Below are 17,081 nucleotides of genomic sequence, written 5' to 3'. Positions count from 1 at the left end.
TTCGATCACCCGTACAGCTGCCGTACATTGTGCATTTTTATTGACAGAATTTTACTCTGATCGTATAGTGAAATCAATTATTGCAAACGTTTGCGAAAATAAAAAGGGAGACTCGCGCTATGCGTTTGGATCGCGTGGAAGTGATCGATTTTGAGCAGTAGAAGACTTGCGGCTGCAGACACCGGAATCAAAGAGATCGCCAAAGCGCTGGGCCTATCGCCGAGCACCGTATCGCGCGGTTTGAATGGCAAATACGGGGTTAATCCGACTACTCGCATGCTCATTCATGAGAAGGCGAAGGAAATGGGCTACGTACCACACCTCGGTGCCAAACAACTCGTCGGCAAGAGCAGTCGACTAATCGGCTTGTTCGTGCCGCAGTTCGAATTCGAGGCGAGTTCGGGGTTCGTCGAGATGTTCTCGCCGCTGCAGCGGGCGCTTAAACATTATGATAGGGATGCGATGTTTTTCTCCATCCCTTTCCTGAATTATGAGCCCCAGCGGCTGACCGAATGCGTCGGATCGCGAAGTTTGGAAGGGGTTGTGTTGTTTCCCGCGTTCTCCGCATCTCATCCGATCGTCGAAGAAGCGTCTCGAATCCAAGTGCCTTGCGTGAACTTCGAAGACGTCGTCGGTCCGAGAATGTCTTCGGTCATCTCGGACGACAAGGAAGGCGGCCGATTGGCCGGGCGCAAGCTTGCGGAAGCGGGGCACCGGAACATCGGCTATATTAACGGCCCTCAGCACCTGAGGATATGCAAATCCCGGTACGCGGGTTTCGTCGAGGCGCTTGCGGATGCGGGCATCACGCATCGACCGGAATACGTAGCGGTCGGAGATTTCTCCGGCGCAAGCGGTGCGGAAGCGGCGATCGGCCTGTTGCAAGCGAATCCCGGCATAACCGCGCTATTCTGCGCGAACGATCTAATGGCGATGGGCGCGATGATGGCACTAGCCGGACGAGGTATTGCGGTACCGCAGCGCGTTTCCGTCGTTGGGTATGACGGCGATCCGTTCACCGCCTATGCGACGCCTCCGCTCACGACGATCCGTCACGACCGGGAGTCGGTCGGAGAACGCGCGGCCGCAATGATGATGGAATTGCTAAACGGCGAGCTCGGGAGAAGAGACGCGATCAGCCCGAGTCTAATCGACCGTCAGTCGGTCGCCGGACCTTGGCCGGGAGCTGGGGAATAACGCCAAAATCATGTTAAGAAGGGGAATAACGGCGATGAATGTTGTTTCCGAGGAAAACGCCATGACACCAGCCGCACCGCAGCGACCGATTATCCAGGCCAGAGGCATTAAGCGAGTGTTCGGCAAAGGAACGGGCGCCGTCACCGTCCTTAAAGGCGTAGACATTGAACTGCCCGCCGGCAAGCTCGTCGCCCTCAAAGGTCGGTCAGGCTCCGGCAAGACGACTTTGATTAATTTGCTCAGCGCGCTGGACAGCCCGTCGGAAGGACAAATCGTTTTCGACGGTAAAGAGTTGACAGCGCTTTCGAACAAACAGCGAGATCATGTCCGCCGGACTGAGATGGGGCTCATTTTCCAATCGTTCGCCCTTATTCCACTAATGTCGGCTTACGAGAACGTCGAGTTTGTTCTCCGCATTGCAGAGATTCCTACGTGGGAACGCAAAGCGGCGGCCATCGAAGCGCTTGACCTTGTTGGGCTCAAACCCCGCATGCACCATCGCCCGTTCGAGATGTCCGGAGGCGAACAGCAAAGAACGGCGATCGCGCGGGCGATTGCACACAAGCCGAAGTTGATTCTGGCCGACGAGCCGACTGCGGAGCTCGACAGCCGTACAGGATTGCACATTATGAAAGTTTTTCGGGATCTTGTGGAGCGTAGCGGTATAACGATCGTTTTGACGACCCATGATCCTGCCATTATGGAAATTGTCGATCACGTATACGAACTGGAGGATGGACAAATTGTCGCGCATGTCTAAACAAGCTGTTACGCTCGGATTAACGGTCATTCTCGGCGGAATGCTGGCGGGCTGCTCGTTACTCCCGAAAGAGGAAGCAGCGCTGAAGCCGCCGCTTATCAAGCCCGCACAGGAAAACTATTCGACGGCGAAAGCGTCCACAGGGTCGATCGTTAAAGCGATCAATGGCAGCGGCACGTTCGAATCCGTTCATACCGATGTCGCCCAGTTCACGGGACAAGGCGGCAGAATCGATCAAATTCTCGTGAAGTCGGGTGATAAAGTAAAGAAAGGCGACTCGCTCGTTCGTCTCATTCTCGACGGCCAGGACATTCAGCTTAAAGAACAAGAACTTGCGCTAGAGCGGGCCAAATATGCGTACCGGCAAGCGCGCGGCGGCGACGAAGCTCTTTACAAAATCGCCGGACTGCAGCTTGAAATCGAACAAAGCAAATACGATCGGCTGGCGAAGCAGCTCGCGAGCAAACAGCTCATAGCCGGCATCGACGGAGAAGTCGTCTTCGCCGAGACGCTTAAGGAAGGCGATTTCGTAGACGCTTATCAGACGCTCGTCATCGTCGCCGACCCAACCCGGTTGCGTATCGCTCTTCGCGTGGATGATGCGCAAGCGATTAAGGACGTGCAAGTGGGCACCAAAGCGGACGTTACGCTGAAAAACATCACAGTCGAAGGCAAAGTCGTGCAGACGCCTTCTTCATCGCCTGAGACGCTGAACAAGCAGTTGGCCGAGAAGTACGCTTCGACTCTTTACATCGAAGTGCCGAAGTTGCCTCAAGGCGCGGAGATCGGATCGCTCGCCGATGTCAAAATCATTACGAAGCAGCGCGACGGTATCGTCAAAATTCCGCGAAGCGGACTGCGGTCGTACTTGGGACGGAATTTCGTGCGTGTTCTCGAAGACGGCAAACGCCTTCGCGAAGTTGACGTCGAGCCTGGGCTTGTCGGAGCGACGGAAGTCGAGATCGTAAGCGGCTTGCAAGCAGACCAGACGATCGTCCTTCAATAAGGCTAAGCGCTTATTGTATTCCTTTGGGTTAGGGAGGCTTTGAAGTGGCCTTATTCGTCATGATCATCCGTAAAATGGTTCAAAATAAATGGCTCGTCTCCAGCATGTTTTTCGGGATATTGATGACGGTGGCGCTTGTGGGTACGATGCCGATTTATTCGGAAGCGATTTTGTCTCGCATGCTCGTCAAAGACCTGGAAACTTATCAGACGGACAGCCAGACGTATCCGGGAACGCATTGGACATTAATGGGTTTCTACAATGAAGCGCCCGACAAACGGAACAGGGCTATCGATGAGATGGACGCGTACATGGAGCGTGTCGCCAAGCCGGGCTTCGGCATTCCGACGTTGGAACTCGTCAAGGAGCGGCGCACGAAATCAGTGAAGCTTGTCGCGACCGGCCGGCAGACGATCAAGAAAAACTCGACCGCCACCATTCGCTCTTACAGCGATCTGGACAATCATATCAAGATCGAGGATGGTAGATTGCCTGCGAAGAAGGCGGTTAACGGCGTGTACGAAGTGCTTCTCACTTCACAGGCGCTTAGCAGCTTCAGAATCGTGCTCGATCAGGAGCTGACGCTGCAGGACGATAAAATCAAAGGCACGGTGACCATCAAACCTGTCGGTATTTTCAGCAAGAAAAACGACGACGATCCGTATTTCCGCAGCACGAATCTTTCCGATTTGAACAGTTCTTTTGTCATCGATTCCGAGCTGTTCGACAGCGCGTTCATACGGGGCAACGAAGTTCCGGTAACGGGCAGCGGGTGGTTCTTCGTGCTTGATTATACGAAACTGAACATCGGCAACGTCGAAAATTTCATGAACACGGACAAGGCGATCCGCGAGAAGGTGAAAACCAGAGTCGCCGCTTTCCAGTCCGATTTCAGCGTGCCGGCGCTAGGTACGATCAACAAATATTTCGAACGTTCGAAACAATTGAACAAGCTGATGTGGTCACTGAACGTGCCGGTGCTCATTATGCTCGGATTCTATATGTTCATGGTATCGAACCTGATCGTCGACAGGCAGAAAAACGAGATCGCCATTCTGAGGAGCCGCGGCGCTTCGCGGCTGCAGATCGTGCTGTCGTTCGCCGCCGAAGGAATCGTGCTGTGCGGGATCGCATGGATACTCGGTCCTTTCATCGGTCTCGGATTGACGAAAGTATTGGGCGCGTCCAACGGGTTCCTCGAATTTGTGCAGCGGGCTAACATGACCGTTCGCCTCAATAAAGACGCGTTTGTCTTCGGAGGTATCGCGGCATTGACCGCATTCGTTATGACGCTCGTTCCGGTACTGCTGGCGACTCGCGTATCTATCGTCGACCATAAACGCCAGCTTGCACGGTCACAGAGAATGCCGTTTTGGCACAAAGCGTTTCTCGACGTCATCTGTTTGGCGGTGTCCATCTACGGCCTGTATACGTTCGACAAGCGGCTCAAAGATTTGAAAGCGCTCGGATTAAAATCGGACGATCTGACGATCGATCCGCTGCAATTCGTCATGCCTGCGTTATTCGTCGTGGGCGGAGGGCTGTTACTGCTTCGATTGTACCCCTATGCGCTAAAGCTCGTGTACTGGGCCGGTCGCAAATGGTGGCCGCCGTCTTTGTACGCGACGCTTATCCAGGTCGGACGGTCCAGCGGCCAATATCAGTTCCTGATGATTTTCCTTATTATGACGATTGCGGTCGGCGTGTTCAGCGCGGGTGCGGCCCGTACGCTGAACAACAACACGGAAGAGCGGATCCGCTACAGCCACGGGGCCGACTTCGTGCTGCAATCCCGCTGGATGAACGATGCGCCGCCGCCTCCGGCACCGGGGGCTCCGCAACCGGCGACGCCGGCGCCGAAAGTCATCCATTACCTCGAGCCCTCGTTCGATCCGTTCACGAAGCTGGATGGCGTCGAGCATGCGGCGAAAGTGTTCATCAAGGAGAGGGCATCGTTCGGAACCGGACAGCAGACGGGCATGGCGACGCTTATCGGCATCGATTCCGACGAGTTCGGTCTGACCGCCTGGCTGCCGAATCATCTGCTCGACTATCCGTATTACGAATATTTGAATCTGATGGCGGCCGATTCGAGGGCGGTGCTCATATCCAAATCCCTCGCGGATCAGCGCAATGTGAAAGTCGGCGATACGATTAATGTCGGATGGGATGGCGTCGACTCTCAGCCGTTCGTCGTGTACGGCATCATCAAATACTTTCCGACGTTTAACCCGAACCCGCCGGTCGGATCCGTCGATGCGTCCGACGACGCCAGCAAGGCTAACGCTCCGATGCTGATCGTCGGCAATTTGAGCCGGATTCAGTTCCAACTTGCGCTAGAGCCTTATCAGGTGTGGCTGAAAATGAAGCCGGAGGCATCTACGGCCGCGTTCTACGAAAGCATTAAGAAGAAGGAGCTTCCGCTTACGAGCTTTGTCAATACGAAAGAGGATTTGATCAAAGCGAAGAACGACCCGTTTCTGCTTGCGCTAAACGGCGTCCTTACGCTCGGGTTCATCATTTCGATTTTGATTAGCTTCGTCGGTTTCCTGCTCTATTGGATACTGTCGCTTAAAGGGCGCACGCTGCAGAACGGCATTATGAGAGCGATCGGCTTGTCGCTCCGGCAATTGATCGGCATGCTTGCGCTCGAACAACTGCTCACGTCGGGCGTCGCGATTGTGATCGGCGTGCTAATCGGTAACTTCGCAAGCGAACTGTTCGTGCCGAACTTCCAGATCGCGTTTAATCCGAGCAGCCTCGTGCCGCCGTTCAAAGTTGTTTTCGCAGCTATCGACTTCGTCCGCCTGTATGCCGTCGTCTTCATCATGATCGCGCTCGGGCTCGGCATCTTGTCGTTCATGCTCTCCCGAATCCGCGTCCATCAAGCGCTTAAGCTGGGGGAGGACTAACCGATGATCCATTGCGAAGGTTTAGTCAAAATATACAAAGCCGCCGATCTCGAAGTGTTCGCGCTTCAAGGGCTCGATCTGCATATCGAGACGGGCGAGCTGATGGCGATTATCGGCAACAGCGGAAGCGGCAAGTCGACTTTGCTCAACATGCTCGGCGGACTGGACCGTCCGTCCGCGGGCATGCTCGAGATCGACGGCAAAAACATGCTGAAGATGAGCGAACGGGATCTCGTCCGTTACAAGCGCGAGAGCGTCGGGTTCGTCTGGCAGAATAATGCCCGCAACTTGATTCCATACTTGACGGCGCTTGAGAACGTCGAGCTGCCGATACTGCTGAAAGGCCGTCGCAAGCGGCTTCGCGCGCTCGAATTGCTTGAAGCCGTCGGCCTCGGGCATCGGAAGCACAACAAGCTTCATCAATTGTCCGGAGGCGAGCAGCAGCGCGTCGCCATCGCCATCGCGCTGGCAAACCATCCGAAGCTGCTGCTCGCGGACGAACCGACCGGTTCCGTCGATTCGAAGATGGCTGACCAGATTCTCGACTTGTTCCGGGAACTGAACCGGACGATCGGCATCACGGTCGTCATCGTCACCCACGACCCGCTGCTCGCGAAGAAGGTCGATCGTGTCGTCGCCATCCGCGACGGTAAAATTTCCTCGGAAATGTTACGGCGCAAATCGTACGCCGAAGAACTCGCGGAGATCGATCAGGGCATCGCGCAAGCGGAGGAAGATTCGCATGTCGAATACGCCGTTCTCGACAAAGCGGGCAGGCTGCAGGTGCCGGCAGCGTATCTTGAATCGATCGGCGTCAAGGATACAAACAAAGTCAAGCTGGAGCTCGCCGACGGCAAAATCGTACTGACGTCGCCGGAGGAAGCTTCGTAAAGCGAAAAAGCATCTCTCGGCGTGCTATCACGCCTGGAGATGCTTTTTTTCGTAGAAATTTTCGCCGAACTAATGTTCTCGTAGATCGCTAAATCGCGTGCCTGCCTAGCATTCGTCGAAATAATGCTCTCGCAGACCACTAAATCCCTCGCCCCCCCGCCCAGCTTTCGTCTAACTAACATTCCCGCAGACCACTAAATCGCTCGTGCCCAGCATTCATCAAACTAACGTTCCCGCAGACCACTAAATCGCTTGACTGCCCAGCTTTCGTCTAACTAACGTTCCCGTGGATCACTAAATCGCTCGCGCGCCCAGCATTCATCAAACTAACGTTCCCGCAGACCACTAAATCGCTTGACTGCCCAGGATTCGTCGAACTAACGTTCCCGCAGACGCTAAATCGCTCGCCCGCCCAGCTTTCGTCTAACTAACATTCCCGCAGACCACTAAATCGCTCGCCAGCTCAGTTTTCGTCAAACTAACGTTCCTGCAGACCACTAAATCGCTCGCCTGGCCAGCATTCGTCTAACAAACGTTCCCGCAGACCACTAAATCGCTCGCCAGCTCAGTTTTCGTCTAACAAACGTTCACGCAGACCACTAAATCGCTTGACTGCCCAGGATTCGTCGAACTAACGTTCCCGCAGACCACTAAATCGCTCGCCAGCTCAGTTTTCGCCGAAATAATGCCCTCGCAGCCTCCACACACGTTTGCGAACTTCGGACAAAGTTGCAACTTGACGTTGGAAGCGGCGATCGTACTTTTTGCAACGGCATTTGGACCGGAATTTCTTGAAATAAAGCGCAAACCTCCATTTCCATGACGATTGTCGGGAATGGAGGTTTTTTCGCGCCGCCGATCATGGTAAGCTGTTCAACGAACAACGTTGCCGGATTTGGAAGGAGACGCGAGGAAGCCGATGGCCACTCTCCCTATAGATGAAGTGTTGGACGAATTAAAGAGCGCTGTGCGCTCGCATTCGAATGCGGTGCTCGTCGCCGCTCCCGGGGCGGGGAAGACGACACGCGTGCCGCTCGCGCTGCTGGACGAGTCATGGTTGGCCGGACGGAAAATCGTCATGCTGGAGCCACGCAGATTAGCTGCCCGGAGCGCGGCTGCTTTCATGGCGAAGACGCTCGGCGAAGAGGTCGGCGGTACGGTCGGGTACCGCGTCAAGCTGGATACGAAAGTCGGACCGCGAACGAGGCTCGAAGTCGTAACGGAAGGCGTGCTGACGAGAATGCTGCAGGCCGATCCTGCGCTTGAAGGTATCGGCCTTGTCATATTCGACGAGTTCCACGAACGGAGTTTAAATGCGGATCTAGGCCTGGCTTTATGTTTGCAGGCGCAGGCGCTGCTCCGCGAAGATTTGAAGCTGCTTGTTATGAGTGCGACGATCGAGGCAGAGCCGGTGGCGGCTTTGCTTGGGAATGCTCCGATCGTAAGGAGCGAAGGGCGAAGCTTCCCGGTCGCAACCGAGTATCGGCCCAATCCGGCAAGCGCGTATTTGGACGATGTTGTGGCGAACGCGGCGTTGGACGCACTTCGGGCTCACGACGGGGACATCCTTGTTTTTTTGCCGGGGATCGGCGAAATCCGTTCAACGGAAGGCAAGCTGCGGACGAAGCTGAGCGGCACGCCGTGGAGCGATGCGGTAATAAGTCCGTTGTATGGCGGCATGACCGCCGAAGCGCAAGATCGGGCGCTCGCGCCGCTCGCTGCCGGACAGCGCAAAGTCGTGCTTGCCACGTCGGTGGCGGAAACGAGTTTGACGGTAGAAGGCGTCACGGTCGTCATCGACAGCGGCCTCAGTCGCGTCTCCCAATTCTCGCCGCGAACGGGCATGAGCCGGCTGGAGACGATCGCCGTGTCTGCGGCATCCGCGGATCAACGGCGCGGGCGCGCGGGTCGGCTGACGGCGGGGACGTGTTACCGGTTATGGAGCCGGGAGGAACAGAGCGGTCTTGCTTCCAGAACGACGCCAGAGATCATGGAAGCGGACTTGGCGCCGCTGCTGCTGGAACTTGCCGTCTGGGGTGCGGGCGAACCTGCGGAGCTCGACTGGCTCGATGCACCGCCCGCCCCGGCCCTGCAGCAGGCGCGGGAACTGCTCGCCCAGCTTGGCGCTTTGCAAGGCAACGCGGCGACGCCGCATGGCCGGGCGATGGCCGAACTGGGCAAACATCCGCGCATCTCGCATATGTTGATCCGCGCCAAGGAGATCGGCCTCGGCGGACTTGCCTGCGAGTTGGCACCGCTTCTCGGCGAGCGGGACATCGTCCGGGCATCCGGCGGGCAGCCGCCGAACGCGGACGTCCGCGTTCGGCTCGAAGCTTTGCGCGGGCAAGGGCCTTACGCGGGAGCGATAGACGATTTCGTTAGGCGGAGACTAATCGAAGAGACTCGTCGAACCAGGCTCGAGCTTGGAGTATCCGCGGACAGAAGGACGCAGAACGAGCTTGGCGTGTCCGCCGACCGAAGCACGCAGGCGGAAATGCCCGGCGACTGCGGATTGCTGCTTGCTTTCGCTTATCCCGACCGGATCGGGCGCAGAAGAGACAGCGGCAAGTTTTTGCTTAGCGGAGGCCGGGGGGCGGCATTTGGTCCAGGTCAGCCGCTCACGCATGAGGAATGGATTGTCGCGGCCGATGTGGACGACACTGGAGCGGACAGCCGAATAAGGTTGGCGGCGCCCGTCGATTTCGCCCGGCTTGCCGCAGTGATGCCGGAAGAGATCGTATCCGAGGCGGACCTGTATTGGGACGGGGAAGCGAAGGCAGTGCGCGGACGCAGCCGTAAGAGACTAGGAGCGATCGTGCTCGAGGAGACGCCGCTGCACAAACCGCCGGTTGATCGGGTGCTGCGCACGCTGCTTGCCGGCATTCGCGCGGAAGGACTTGATCTTCTGCCTTGGACGAAAGCGGCGAGGCAGTTGCAGGAACGAACAGTGTTCGCACGACGGCACGATACGGCGTGGCCGGATTTGTCTGACGCGGCATTGTTGGGATCGCTCGAGTCGTGGCTTGGCGGTTATGCCGAAGGGATGAAGAGCCGCGGGGATCTTCAACGCTTGAATATGAAAGATTTGCTGGAAAACCAGTTGACATGGGAGCAACGCCGGGCTCTTGACGCCGAAGCGCCGACGCATTGGACGGTGCCGACTGGATCGCGTATTCCGATCGACTATTCGGATATGGATGCTCCTTCCGTCGCCGTCCGGCTGCAAGAGCTGTTTGGCTTGCCGGAGACGCCGCGTATCGCGGGCGGTCGCGTGCCGCTTACGCTTCAGTTGCTGTCACCGGCGCAGCGGCCGGTTCAGGTCACGCGAGACTTGGCCAATTTCTGGCGCAATACCTACTTCGAAGTGCGTAAAGATTTGAAAGGCCGTTATCCGAAGCACTACTGGCCGGACAACCCGCTCGAAGCGGAAGCGACCCGCCGGGCGAAGCCGCCGGGGAAATAAGTCGTTGACTCCTTGCCTGCCCCTCTGGGGCGGCAGGGCTTTTTTTTCTACAACGGCACAATTCACTAACCAGAAACATAACTGCTAAGACACAATTGTTGAATGTTGTAACGGTTGGAGCGCGTAAATGCGAAATCAGCCGCCGCCCGGCGGTAGTAGAGCGACGAGAAACGGCGTGCGTCGGGCTGCAGTCAGGCGAAACCCACTTAGAGCGACGAGAAACGGCGTGCGTCGGGCTGCAGTCAGGCGAAGCCCACTTAGAGCGACGAGAAACGGCGTGCGTCGGGCTGCAGTCAGGCGAAGCCCACTTAGAGCGACGAGAAACGGCGTGCGTCGGGCTGCAGTTAGGCGAAACCCACTTAGAGTGACGAGAAGCGGAAACGCGGTGGGCTGCAGTTAGGCGAAACCCACTTAGAGTGACGAGAAGCGGGAACGCGGTGGGCTGCAGTCAGGCGAAACCCACTTAGAGCGACGAGAAACGGCGTGCGTCGGGCTGCAGTCAGGCGAAGCCCACTTAGAGCGACGAGAAACGGCGTGCGTCGGGCTGCAGTCAGGCGAAACCCACTTAGAGCGACGAGAAACGAGCGTGCGTCGGGCTGCAGTTAGGCGAAACCCACTTAGAGTGACGAGAAGCGGTACAGTTTTTGTCGGCAGCAACATGGGTGTTAGTTCATTGGTCAGCCGTAGTTTTTTTTGCGAGCTTTCTCGCCAAATTTCGCTCTATTCCTGCCCTTCTCCTGTGGTATGATAATTTTGGCAAAAAGACTCGGAACTCGGCGAATGAAAGCGGGGTGCGCGCGTGACGAATGAAAGGAATGGACACCCGGAAGTGGCGGTCGTTCAATTGGCGAACCGGCTGGACGAGTTGGAACGTCTGCACGTTTTTTTCGATGAAATCGGCATTCGTTCAGGGTGGCCCGACCGTTTGAAATGGGATTTGGTCCTATCGTGCGAGGAACTCGTAACGAATACGATTTCTTACGGTTACCCGGATAGCGAGGCGGGCAGCCGTTATATTCGAGTGGCCGTACGCGCGCATGCGGATTCGGTCGAAGTGTGTCTGGAGGACGAAGCATTGCCCTTTAATCCGTTGGAGACGGACGAACCGGACGTCGGACTCGGCATCGACGAGAGGGAGGTCGGCGGGCTCGGCGTATTTCTCGTCAAACGGATGGTGAACGAGGCGACATACGAACGGACGGAAACCGGCAACCGGATCGTCCTGCGCAAAAGGTTATAAAAGGATCGCCTACTTCAAGTTATTCGGGAGGAAATATAGATGAACATCGTAACGACTGAGCGTGATGGAGCGACGGTATTGAGAATAGAAGGCAGGCTGGACGGCAACCATGCCCAGGCGGCGGAGGCGACATTCTCGGCGCTGGCGGGGGAAGGACGTTCCCGGTTCGTGTTCGATTTCTCGGACATGACTTACATTAGCAGCGCGGGTTTGCGGGTCGTGCTCGTAGCGGCGAAGAAAGTACGCAGTATGCAAGGCAGAATGATCTGTGCGGGGATGACCGAGCAAGTGCGCGACGTTTTCGAGATGTCCGGGTTTCTGAGCATCCTTGAGACGGCCGAGACGACGGAAGAGGCACTTGGGAAAATGACCTCGTAACGAGTGAAGCCGCGACGGGAGCGGACGGAAGGGAGGCTAACAGGAATGGGCGGACTATGGACGGGGCTCGTTTGCGGCGTCGCTACGGGAGCGGCGATCGGACTAGCGGCCATGTACGGCTGGGGGCGAGGCAGAGCCAGAAGAGCGGAGGCGCTGTTCGACATCAGCATGCAGTTGAACTCCACGCTGAACCGCAGGGAGCAGATGGAGCTGATCATGAACACGGCGAAAAGAGTGCTGCCCGTCGAAGCGGCTTCCGTCCTGCTCGTCGATCCGTCGACGAACGAGCTGTTTTTCGAGCTGGCGCAAGGCGACAAAGGCGAACAGGTGCGAGAAATCCGACTGCAGCACGGAGAAGGCATAGCGGGCCACGTCGCGTCGTCGGGTCAAAGCGTCATCGTTAACGACGCAGGCAGCGATCCGAGATGGTCGAATCGCGTCGCCGAACGGACAGGGTTCGTCACGCGCAATTTGCTCACTGTGCCGATCTTGAACCGGGGGCGCGTAGAAGGCGTGCTGCAAGTCATTAATCGAATCGGGAAATCCGGTTTTACGAAAAAAGACCGGCAATTGCTCGAGAACGTTGCCCGGCCGATGGCAGTCGCGCTAGAGAACGCCCGACTGTATGCGCAAGCCGAGGAATCGCTCGCAGCGCTGCGCAACACGACGGCGATCAAGGAGCGGCTAGAGAGCGAGCTTCAAGTCGCCGGCACGATCCAGATGAGTTTCTTGCCGAGAACGATGCCGTCGTCTCACGAACCTTACGACGTATGCGCTCTGCTGAAGTCAGCGAAGGAGGTCGGCGGCGACTTCTACAATTTCTTCAAAATCGACGAGGACCACCTGTTCTTCGCGCTGGGGGACGTCTCGGACAAAGGCATTCCCGCAGCGCTGTTTATGGCGGTCACGTTAACGCTTATTAAAGGAAAGATGGAACCCGGCGTATCCCCAGGCGAATTGCTCACGATGGTTAACGACGAGCTGGCGCGCGACAATCCGCTCGTGTTCGCGACGATCGTGTGCGGTATTTTTGACTGCAAGACGGGTGAAGTCGTCATGAGCGAAGGCGGGCATTGCACGCCGTACGTCGTCCGGGCGACCGGGGAGATCGAGCCGATTAAGCTGAGGAAAAGCTTGCCGCTGGCGGCGATGGAAGACGCGGTGTACCACGACGGCAATCTGACGCTCGGCCACGGCGACCGGCTGCTGCTCTACACGGACGGCATTACGGAAGCGGAGAACGCGGCTCAGGAGCAATATTCTCCGGCGCGATTGCAGCAATTTCTCGAGATGACGCCGGGTATGTCCAGCGCGGAGACGATCGACGCCTTGCTGATGCACGTATTTATGTTCGCGGATGGAGCGCCGCAGTCGGACGATATAGCGGTACTGACACTGCAGCGGAAATAGAGGAACGGGCAAAAATGAGAAGATGCTAAAGAGGGGGCGCGTCGGGCGTGCAAGCGGAAGCAAAGGCGGTGCCGTACGCGAACGGACTGCAGCAACTGAACGATGAACTCGAGTGGCTGGAAGCGGGTTTCAGGACGCTGCTCGAGCTAGGGGGCGGCAATCCGTTCGCCAATCCCCAAGCGGGGATGAGAGGACTTGCGGTATCCGCGTCCGAGCTTCTCGAATCTTCGGAAGACGAGCATACGGGGGCGTCGGAAGGATGGCAGCGATACGTCACGGAACGGCGGGCGCGCGAACGGAACATCGCCGCTTCCGCCGAAGCGGCGATGCGGGAAGGCATCGCTTTGCCGCTCTCGCAATTGTGCGGCAGGCTGCGCCTGACCGTATGGGAGAGGCGTTTCATTGTTCTCTGCCTATCAGCAGAGCTGAACCGCAAATACGAGAAGTGGCTCGCGTATTTCAACGACGATGTCACTTGTCGGGCGCCGACGCCCGACCTTGCTTATCGGCTGCTGTGCGACTCTCCCGACGATGTGCCGAGAGCGCGCAGATCGCTTTCAGGAAGCGGCGCATTGCGCGGAATTTTACTGGATACGGCGGACGCTTACGCTTCGCCAGGACTCGGCGCGCTCGTTCGGCCGACGTTAAAGACAGCGTTGAAGCTTGACGAGCGTACGGTCAGTTTTCTGCTTCAGACGGAAAATATGGATGCGAGAATCGCTAGTTTCGTAGAAGCGCACGCCCTCAATCGGACGTCGTCGCTGCCTGAGCTTCCGCAGGGAGACGAAGCGATGGCTGCGATCGGCGGATTCGCGGAGAGCGAGGTTCAGGTGCCTTTTATCCATTTGTCCGGGCCGCCGGGCAGCGGGAAGAAGCTGCGTCTTCGTCATTTGGCGGCGGCGAGACGGCAACGGCTGCTTATCGTCTCGTTGAAGGGGCTGCCGGCCGATTTGGATCGCGCCGCCGTCGCCCTGACGAGAATCGTTCGGGAGGCGGTGTTGACGGACGCCGCGCTCGTCCTAAGCGAGGAACATGTTGCCGTCGGTTCCGACATTCCTCACATGGAGAGCTTAACTTGGGCGCTCGGCGATTACGTGCGGTACGTTCGCCGGCCGCTGATCGCTTGGACGTCGCATGCGAAGCGGCAGCCATCAGAGCTTCCCGTGCCGGCCGGAGCAGGTTGGGTCCACGGCGAGACGAGCGTTCCTGACGCTGGCGCCCGCGCAAGTTATTGGCAAGCGGCGGCAGGGCTGTCTGCCGATGCTTTCTCGGATTCGACTTGGCTGGAGCTTGCGGACAAGTATCGGTTCACGGCAGGGCAGATCGGGAACGCATGGCGGCAAGCGGCGGCGTTGGCAGAAGGAAGGGGCGAGCCGACGCCTGGCAGACAGCAGTTGGACACGGCCAGCAGAGGGCAGTTCCGGCACCGACTCGCCCAGTTGGCCGACCGGATCGTTCCCGCGAGAACGTGGGACGATCTCGTGCTCTCGCCGGAGCCGGCCTCGCTCATTCGCGAAGCGTGCAACCGGTTCCTGCACCGGGAGACGGTGTTTGAACGTTGGGGGTTCGGCCGCAAGCTTCCTTACGGTAAAGGACTCAGCTTGCTGTTCGCAGGCCCGCCGGGCACGGGCAAGACGATGGCGGCGGAGATTATCGCCGGGGAGCTCGGGCTCGAGCTTTATCGCATCGATCTGTCCCGAATCGTCAGCAAATATATCGGTGAGACGGAGCAGCGGCTGAGCGAACTGTTCGCGGAGGCGGAGAATAGCGGGGCGATTCTGTTCTTCGACGAAGGCGACGCTTTGTTCGGTAAACGAACCGAAGTAAAGGACGCGCATGACAAGTACGCGAATCTCGAAGCGGCATATTTGCTGCAAAGAATCGAAGCTTATGACGGCGTGTCGATACTGGCGACGAATTTGATCCAGAACATGGACGAGGCTCTTATCCGAAGAATGGGCTTCGTCGTCAAGTTCCCGTTCCCGGGACCGGCAGAGCGGGAAATGATTTTCCGCGCGCATTTGCCGGCAAGTTCTCCGTTGTCGGACGACTTGGATCTCGCGTTTCTGGCCGCTCGGCTCGACGTTTCCGGCGGCTATATCAAGAACGTCGTTCTGGCCGCCGCGTTCCTGGCCGCGACCGACAAACAGCCGATCGGCATGACGCATTTCGTGCGTGCGGCGAGGCAAGAATTGCGGAAAATGGGGAAAATTCTCGTGAAAGATGCATTTTCCCCGTATGATGTCGATTTGAACGAAACATTTGGATAGTCAGCCAGATTTTTTACAGTTATAATGAGATTATTGTGGCGAAAACAGACTGATCATATCGGTTTTTGCCACATTGCGGGAAGGAGGAGCTCACATCGGAGGATACACCGTAATCGCGGACGTCGGCGCCAGTATGCTGAAGTTGCTTCGCGAACAGTTATCTCCAGATCCCGTGCCAAGGCCGGACCTGATCGGCATGGCATCGCCGGTCGATAAGGGCGATCTTGTCCTATCTCTCTACTTGTGCAGCATTCGAGAGAATGGCGAGGCGAGACGGAACGAGCTGCAGCCGCAAGGCGGCACTCTCAAGTTTCCGCCGCTGGCGGTCGATCTGCAATATTTGCTGACGGCGCATTCTACGGCGGATTTGCACACGCGAACGCTGGACGAGCATCGCGTTCTTGGCAAGGCTATGCAAGCGCTTTACGATAATTCCGTCTTGCGAGGCGCTTATCTGGAAGGCTCGCTGGCCGAGAGCAACGAAGAGCTTCGAATTACGAGCGAGAACTACAGCTCCGAACAGTTAACGCAGCTATGGCAATTCGGGGATAACCCGTACAAGCTGTCGCTCGCGTACCGAGTCGGTCCGGTGCTGCTTGAATCCAATCGGGTGAAACCCGTTACGCGGGTATTGGAGCGCAACATCACGCTGCGCGACAAGGGAGGCTGAAGCCGGTGAGCCGCGCGGAAAGAACGTTTACGACCCGCTGCTCTTTCGTGGTGAAGCCGATCGATATTTGGACGGGACAAGCTCCCAGGGCATCTTCGATCCGGGTGTCGATCGCGGAAAGCCTTGCCAAGCCGATACGGACGACGGACGGTTATTATGCTTTCATGGACGTCGAAGGCGGTGCTTGCACGTTGATCATCGCTTCGGCCTTCTATTCGGAAGTACGGTTGCCCGTATCCCTCGAAGGGGGATTTCCGACGATCGTTACCGTCGCTTTACTGCCTAACGCCGTCTATCCGCCACCTCCCGGCGCTTCCGGTTTTGTCGTTGAAGTATGCGATGAAGAAGGGCGTCCGTTAGCAGGAGCACGCCTGTCGGTGTATGCAGACGGTGAAGCGGCAGTGCGGGGGCGTCTGTCCGAGGAGTCCGGCACGACCGGAGAGACTCGCATTCGCGTCTCGGCGGGCAATGGCAAGCTAAAGCCAGGCGACTCGTTCGTTATTCGTGAGAGGGATGGCGGAGCGCTCGAATGGGGATTCGTCGCCGACCTCGACGACGATCCGGCGGCGTTAAGGCTGGAAAGTCCACTCGCGAACAAATGGAGCAGAGGGGCCCGATTGCTGCCCGCCGTGCGAACATCAAGCGACGCAAGCGGCATTGCCGTTATTCCGTTCCGCGGGCTTTTGCCTGCCGCTTGTCAAGTCCGAGCAGTGATTGAATGCGGACAACTTACATACGAAGGTACTTGGGAAGCGGTATGCGGCAGCGTCGTAAGATTAAGGTCGGTCAACCTGGAAGCCAGGAAGCGAAGCAAAGGCAAATCTTAAAAGTTGTGTGTGGCGTTGATTGGGCGGAATGCCGCAAGGCAGAGCGATTCCGGTTAA

At 57.5% G+C, this 17,081-nt stretch carries 12 protein-coding genes; all 12 read left to right on the top strand.

Annotated elements, in window-relative coordinates:
* The first annotated feature begins 150 nt into the window (after positions 1 to 150).
* The 12 genes from ACFPOF_RS29965 (at position 151) to ACFPOF_RS29910 (ending at position 17,024) form a co-directional block, all read left to right on the top strand.
* On the top strand, positions 151 to 1,197 hold the full coding sequence (locus tag ACFPOF_RS29965) for a LacI family DNA-binding transcriptional regulator (protein ID WP_378139224.1): 1,047 nt from the start codon (positions 151 to 153) through the stop codon (positions 1,195 to 1,197).
* A gap of 34 nt (positions 1,198 to 1,231) precedes the next feature.
* Complete coding sequence (locus tag ACFPOF_RS29960) at positions 1,232 to 1,957, top strand: ABC transporter ATP-binding protein (protein ID WP_378139223.1); 726 nt, start codon at positions 1,232 to 1,234, stop codon at positions 1,955 to 1,957.
* Positions 1,941 to 2,963, top strand: a complete 1,023-nt coding sequence (locus tag ACFPOF_RS29955) for an efflux RND transporter periplasmic adaptor subunit (RefSeq protein WP_465251476.1) — start codon at positions 1,941 to 1,943, stop codon at positions 2,961 to 2,963. Before ACFPOF_RS29960 ends, ACFPOF_RS29955 begins: the two co-directional genes overlap by 17 nt.
* A gap of 44 nt (positions 2,964 to 3,007) precedes the next feature.
* Complete coding sequence (locus ACFPOF_RS29950; RefSeq protein WP_378139221.1) at positions 3,008 to 5,875, top strand: ABC transporter permease; 2,868 nt, start codon at positions 3,008 to 3,010, stop codon at positions 5,873 to 5,875.
* A 3-nt stretch (positions 5,876 to 5,878) separates the two neighbouring features.
* Complete coding sequence (locus tag ACFPOF_RS29945) at positions 5,879 to 6,766, top strand: ABC transporter ATP-binding protein (RefSeq protein ID WP_378139219.1); 888 nt, start codon at positions 5,879 to 5,881, stop codon at positions 6,764 to 6,766.
* Positions 6,767 to 7,685: 919 nt separating this feature from the next.
* Positions 7,686 to 10,229, top strand: a complete 2,544-nt coding sequence (gene hrpB / locus ACFPOF_RS29940) for an ATP-dependent helicase HrpB (protein ID WP_378139217.1) — start codon at positions 7,686 to 7,688, stop codon at positions 10,227 to 10,229.
* Positions 10,230 to 11,028: 799 nt separating this feature from the next.
* Positions 11,029 to 11,469, top strand: coding sequence for an ATP-binding protein (locus ACFPOF_RS29935; RefSeq protein WP_378139215.1), 441 nt, complete (start codon positions 11,029 to 11,031; stop codon positions 11,467 to 11,469).
* A gap of 39 nt (positions 11,470 to 11,508) precedes the next feature.
* Positions 11,509 to 11,847 (top strand): STAS domain-containing protein, encoded by a 339-nt coding sequence (locus ACFPOF_RS29930; RefSeq protein WP_378139213.1) that lies wholly within the window; start codon positions 11,509 to 11,511, stop codon positions 11,845 to 11,847.
* A 45-nt stretch (positions 11,848 to 11,892) separates the two neighbouring features.
* Entirely contained in the window at positions 11,893 to 13,257 is a 1,365-nt protein-coding gene (locus ACFPOF_RS29925; protein WP_378139211.1) for a PP2C family protein-serine/threonine phosphatase, read from the top strand.
* A 47-nt stretch (positions 13,258 to 13,304) separates the two neighbouring features.
* The gene (locus ACFPOF_RS29920) at positions 13,305 to 15,527 is read left to right on the top strand and encodes an ATP-binding protein (RefSeq protein WP_378139210.1); all 2,223 of its coding nucleotides are present in this window, start codon (positions 13,305 to 13,307) and stop codon (positions 15,525 to 15,527) included.
* Between the two features lie 133 nt (positions 15,528 to 15,660).
* Positions 15,661 to 16,197, top strand: a complete 537-nt coding sequence (locus ACFPOF_RS29915; protein ID WP_378139208.1) for a Pvc16 family protein — start codon at positions 15,661 to 15,663, stop codon at positions 16,195 to 16,197.
* Positions 16,198 to 16,202: 5 nt separating this feature from the next.
* Entirely contained in the window at positions 16,203 to 17,024 is an 822-nt protein-coding gene (locus tag ACFPOF_RS29910; RefSeq protein WP_378139206.1) for a hypothetical protein, read from the top strand.
* The last annotated feature ends 57 nt before the right edge of the window (positions 17,025 to 17,081 follow it).

Origin of the sequence: Cohnella soli (assembly GCF_042655525.1) — a bacterium.
GTDB classification, from domain to species: Bacteria; Bacillota; Bacilli; order Paenibacillales; family Paenibacillaceae; genus Cohnella; species Cohnella soli.
Note: the sequence above shows the minus strand (reverse complement) of the source record. Positions and strands in the feature narration are given on the sequence as shown.

Excerpts from the sequence above, each read along its gene's own strand:
- ACFPOF_RS29960 (WP_378139223.1), top strand. The coding sequence starts at position 1,232 with ATGAATGTTGTTTCCGAGGAAAACGCCATGACACCAGCCGCACCGCAG.
- ACFPOF_RS29945 (WP_378139219.1), top strand. The coding sequence starts at position 5,879 with ATGATCCATTGCGAAGGTTTAGTCAAAATATACAAAGCCGCCGATCTC.
- hrpB (WP_378139217.1), top strand. The coding sequence starts at position 7,686 with ATGGCCACTCTCCCTATAGATGAAGTGTTGGACGAATTAAAGAGCGCT.
- ACFPOF_RS29930 (WP_378139213.1), top strand. The coding sequence starts at position 11,509 with ATGAACATCGTAACGACTGAGCGTGATGGAGCGACGGTATTGAGAATA.
- ACFPOF_RS29925 (WP_378139211.1), top strand. The coding sequence starts at position 11,893 with ATGGGCGGACTATGGACGGGGCTCGTTTGCGGCGTCGCTACGGGAGCG.
- ACFPOF_RS29915 (WP_378139208.1), top strand. The coding sequence starts at position 15,661 with ATGCTGAAGTTGCTTCGCGAACAGTTATCTCCAGATCCCGTGCCAAGG.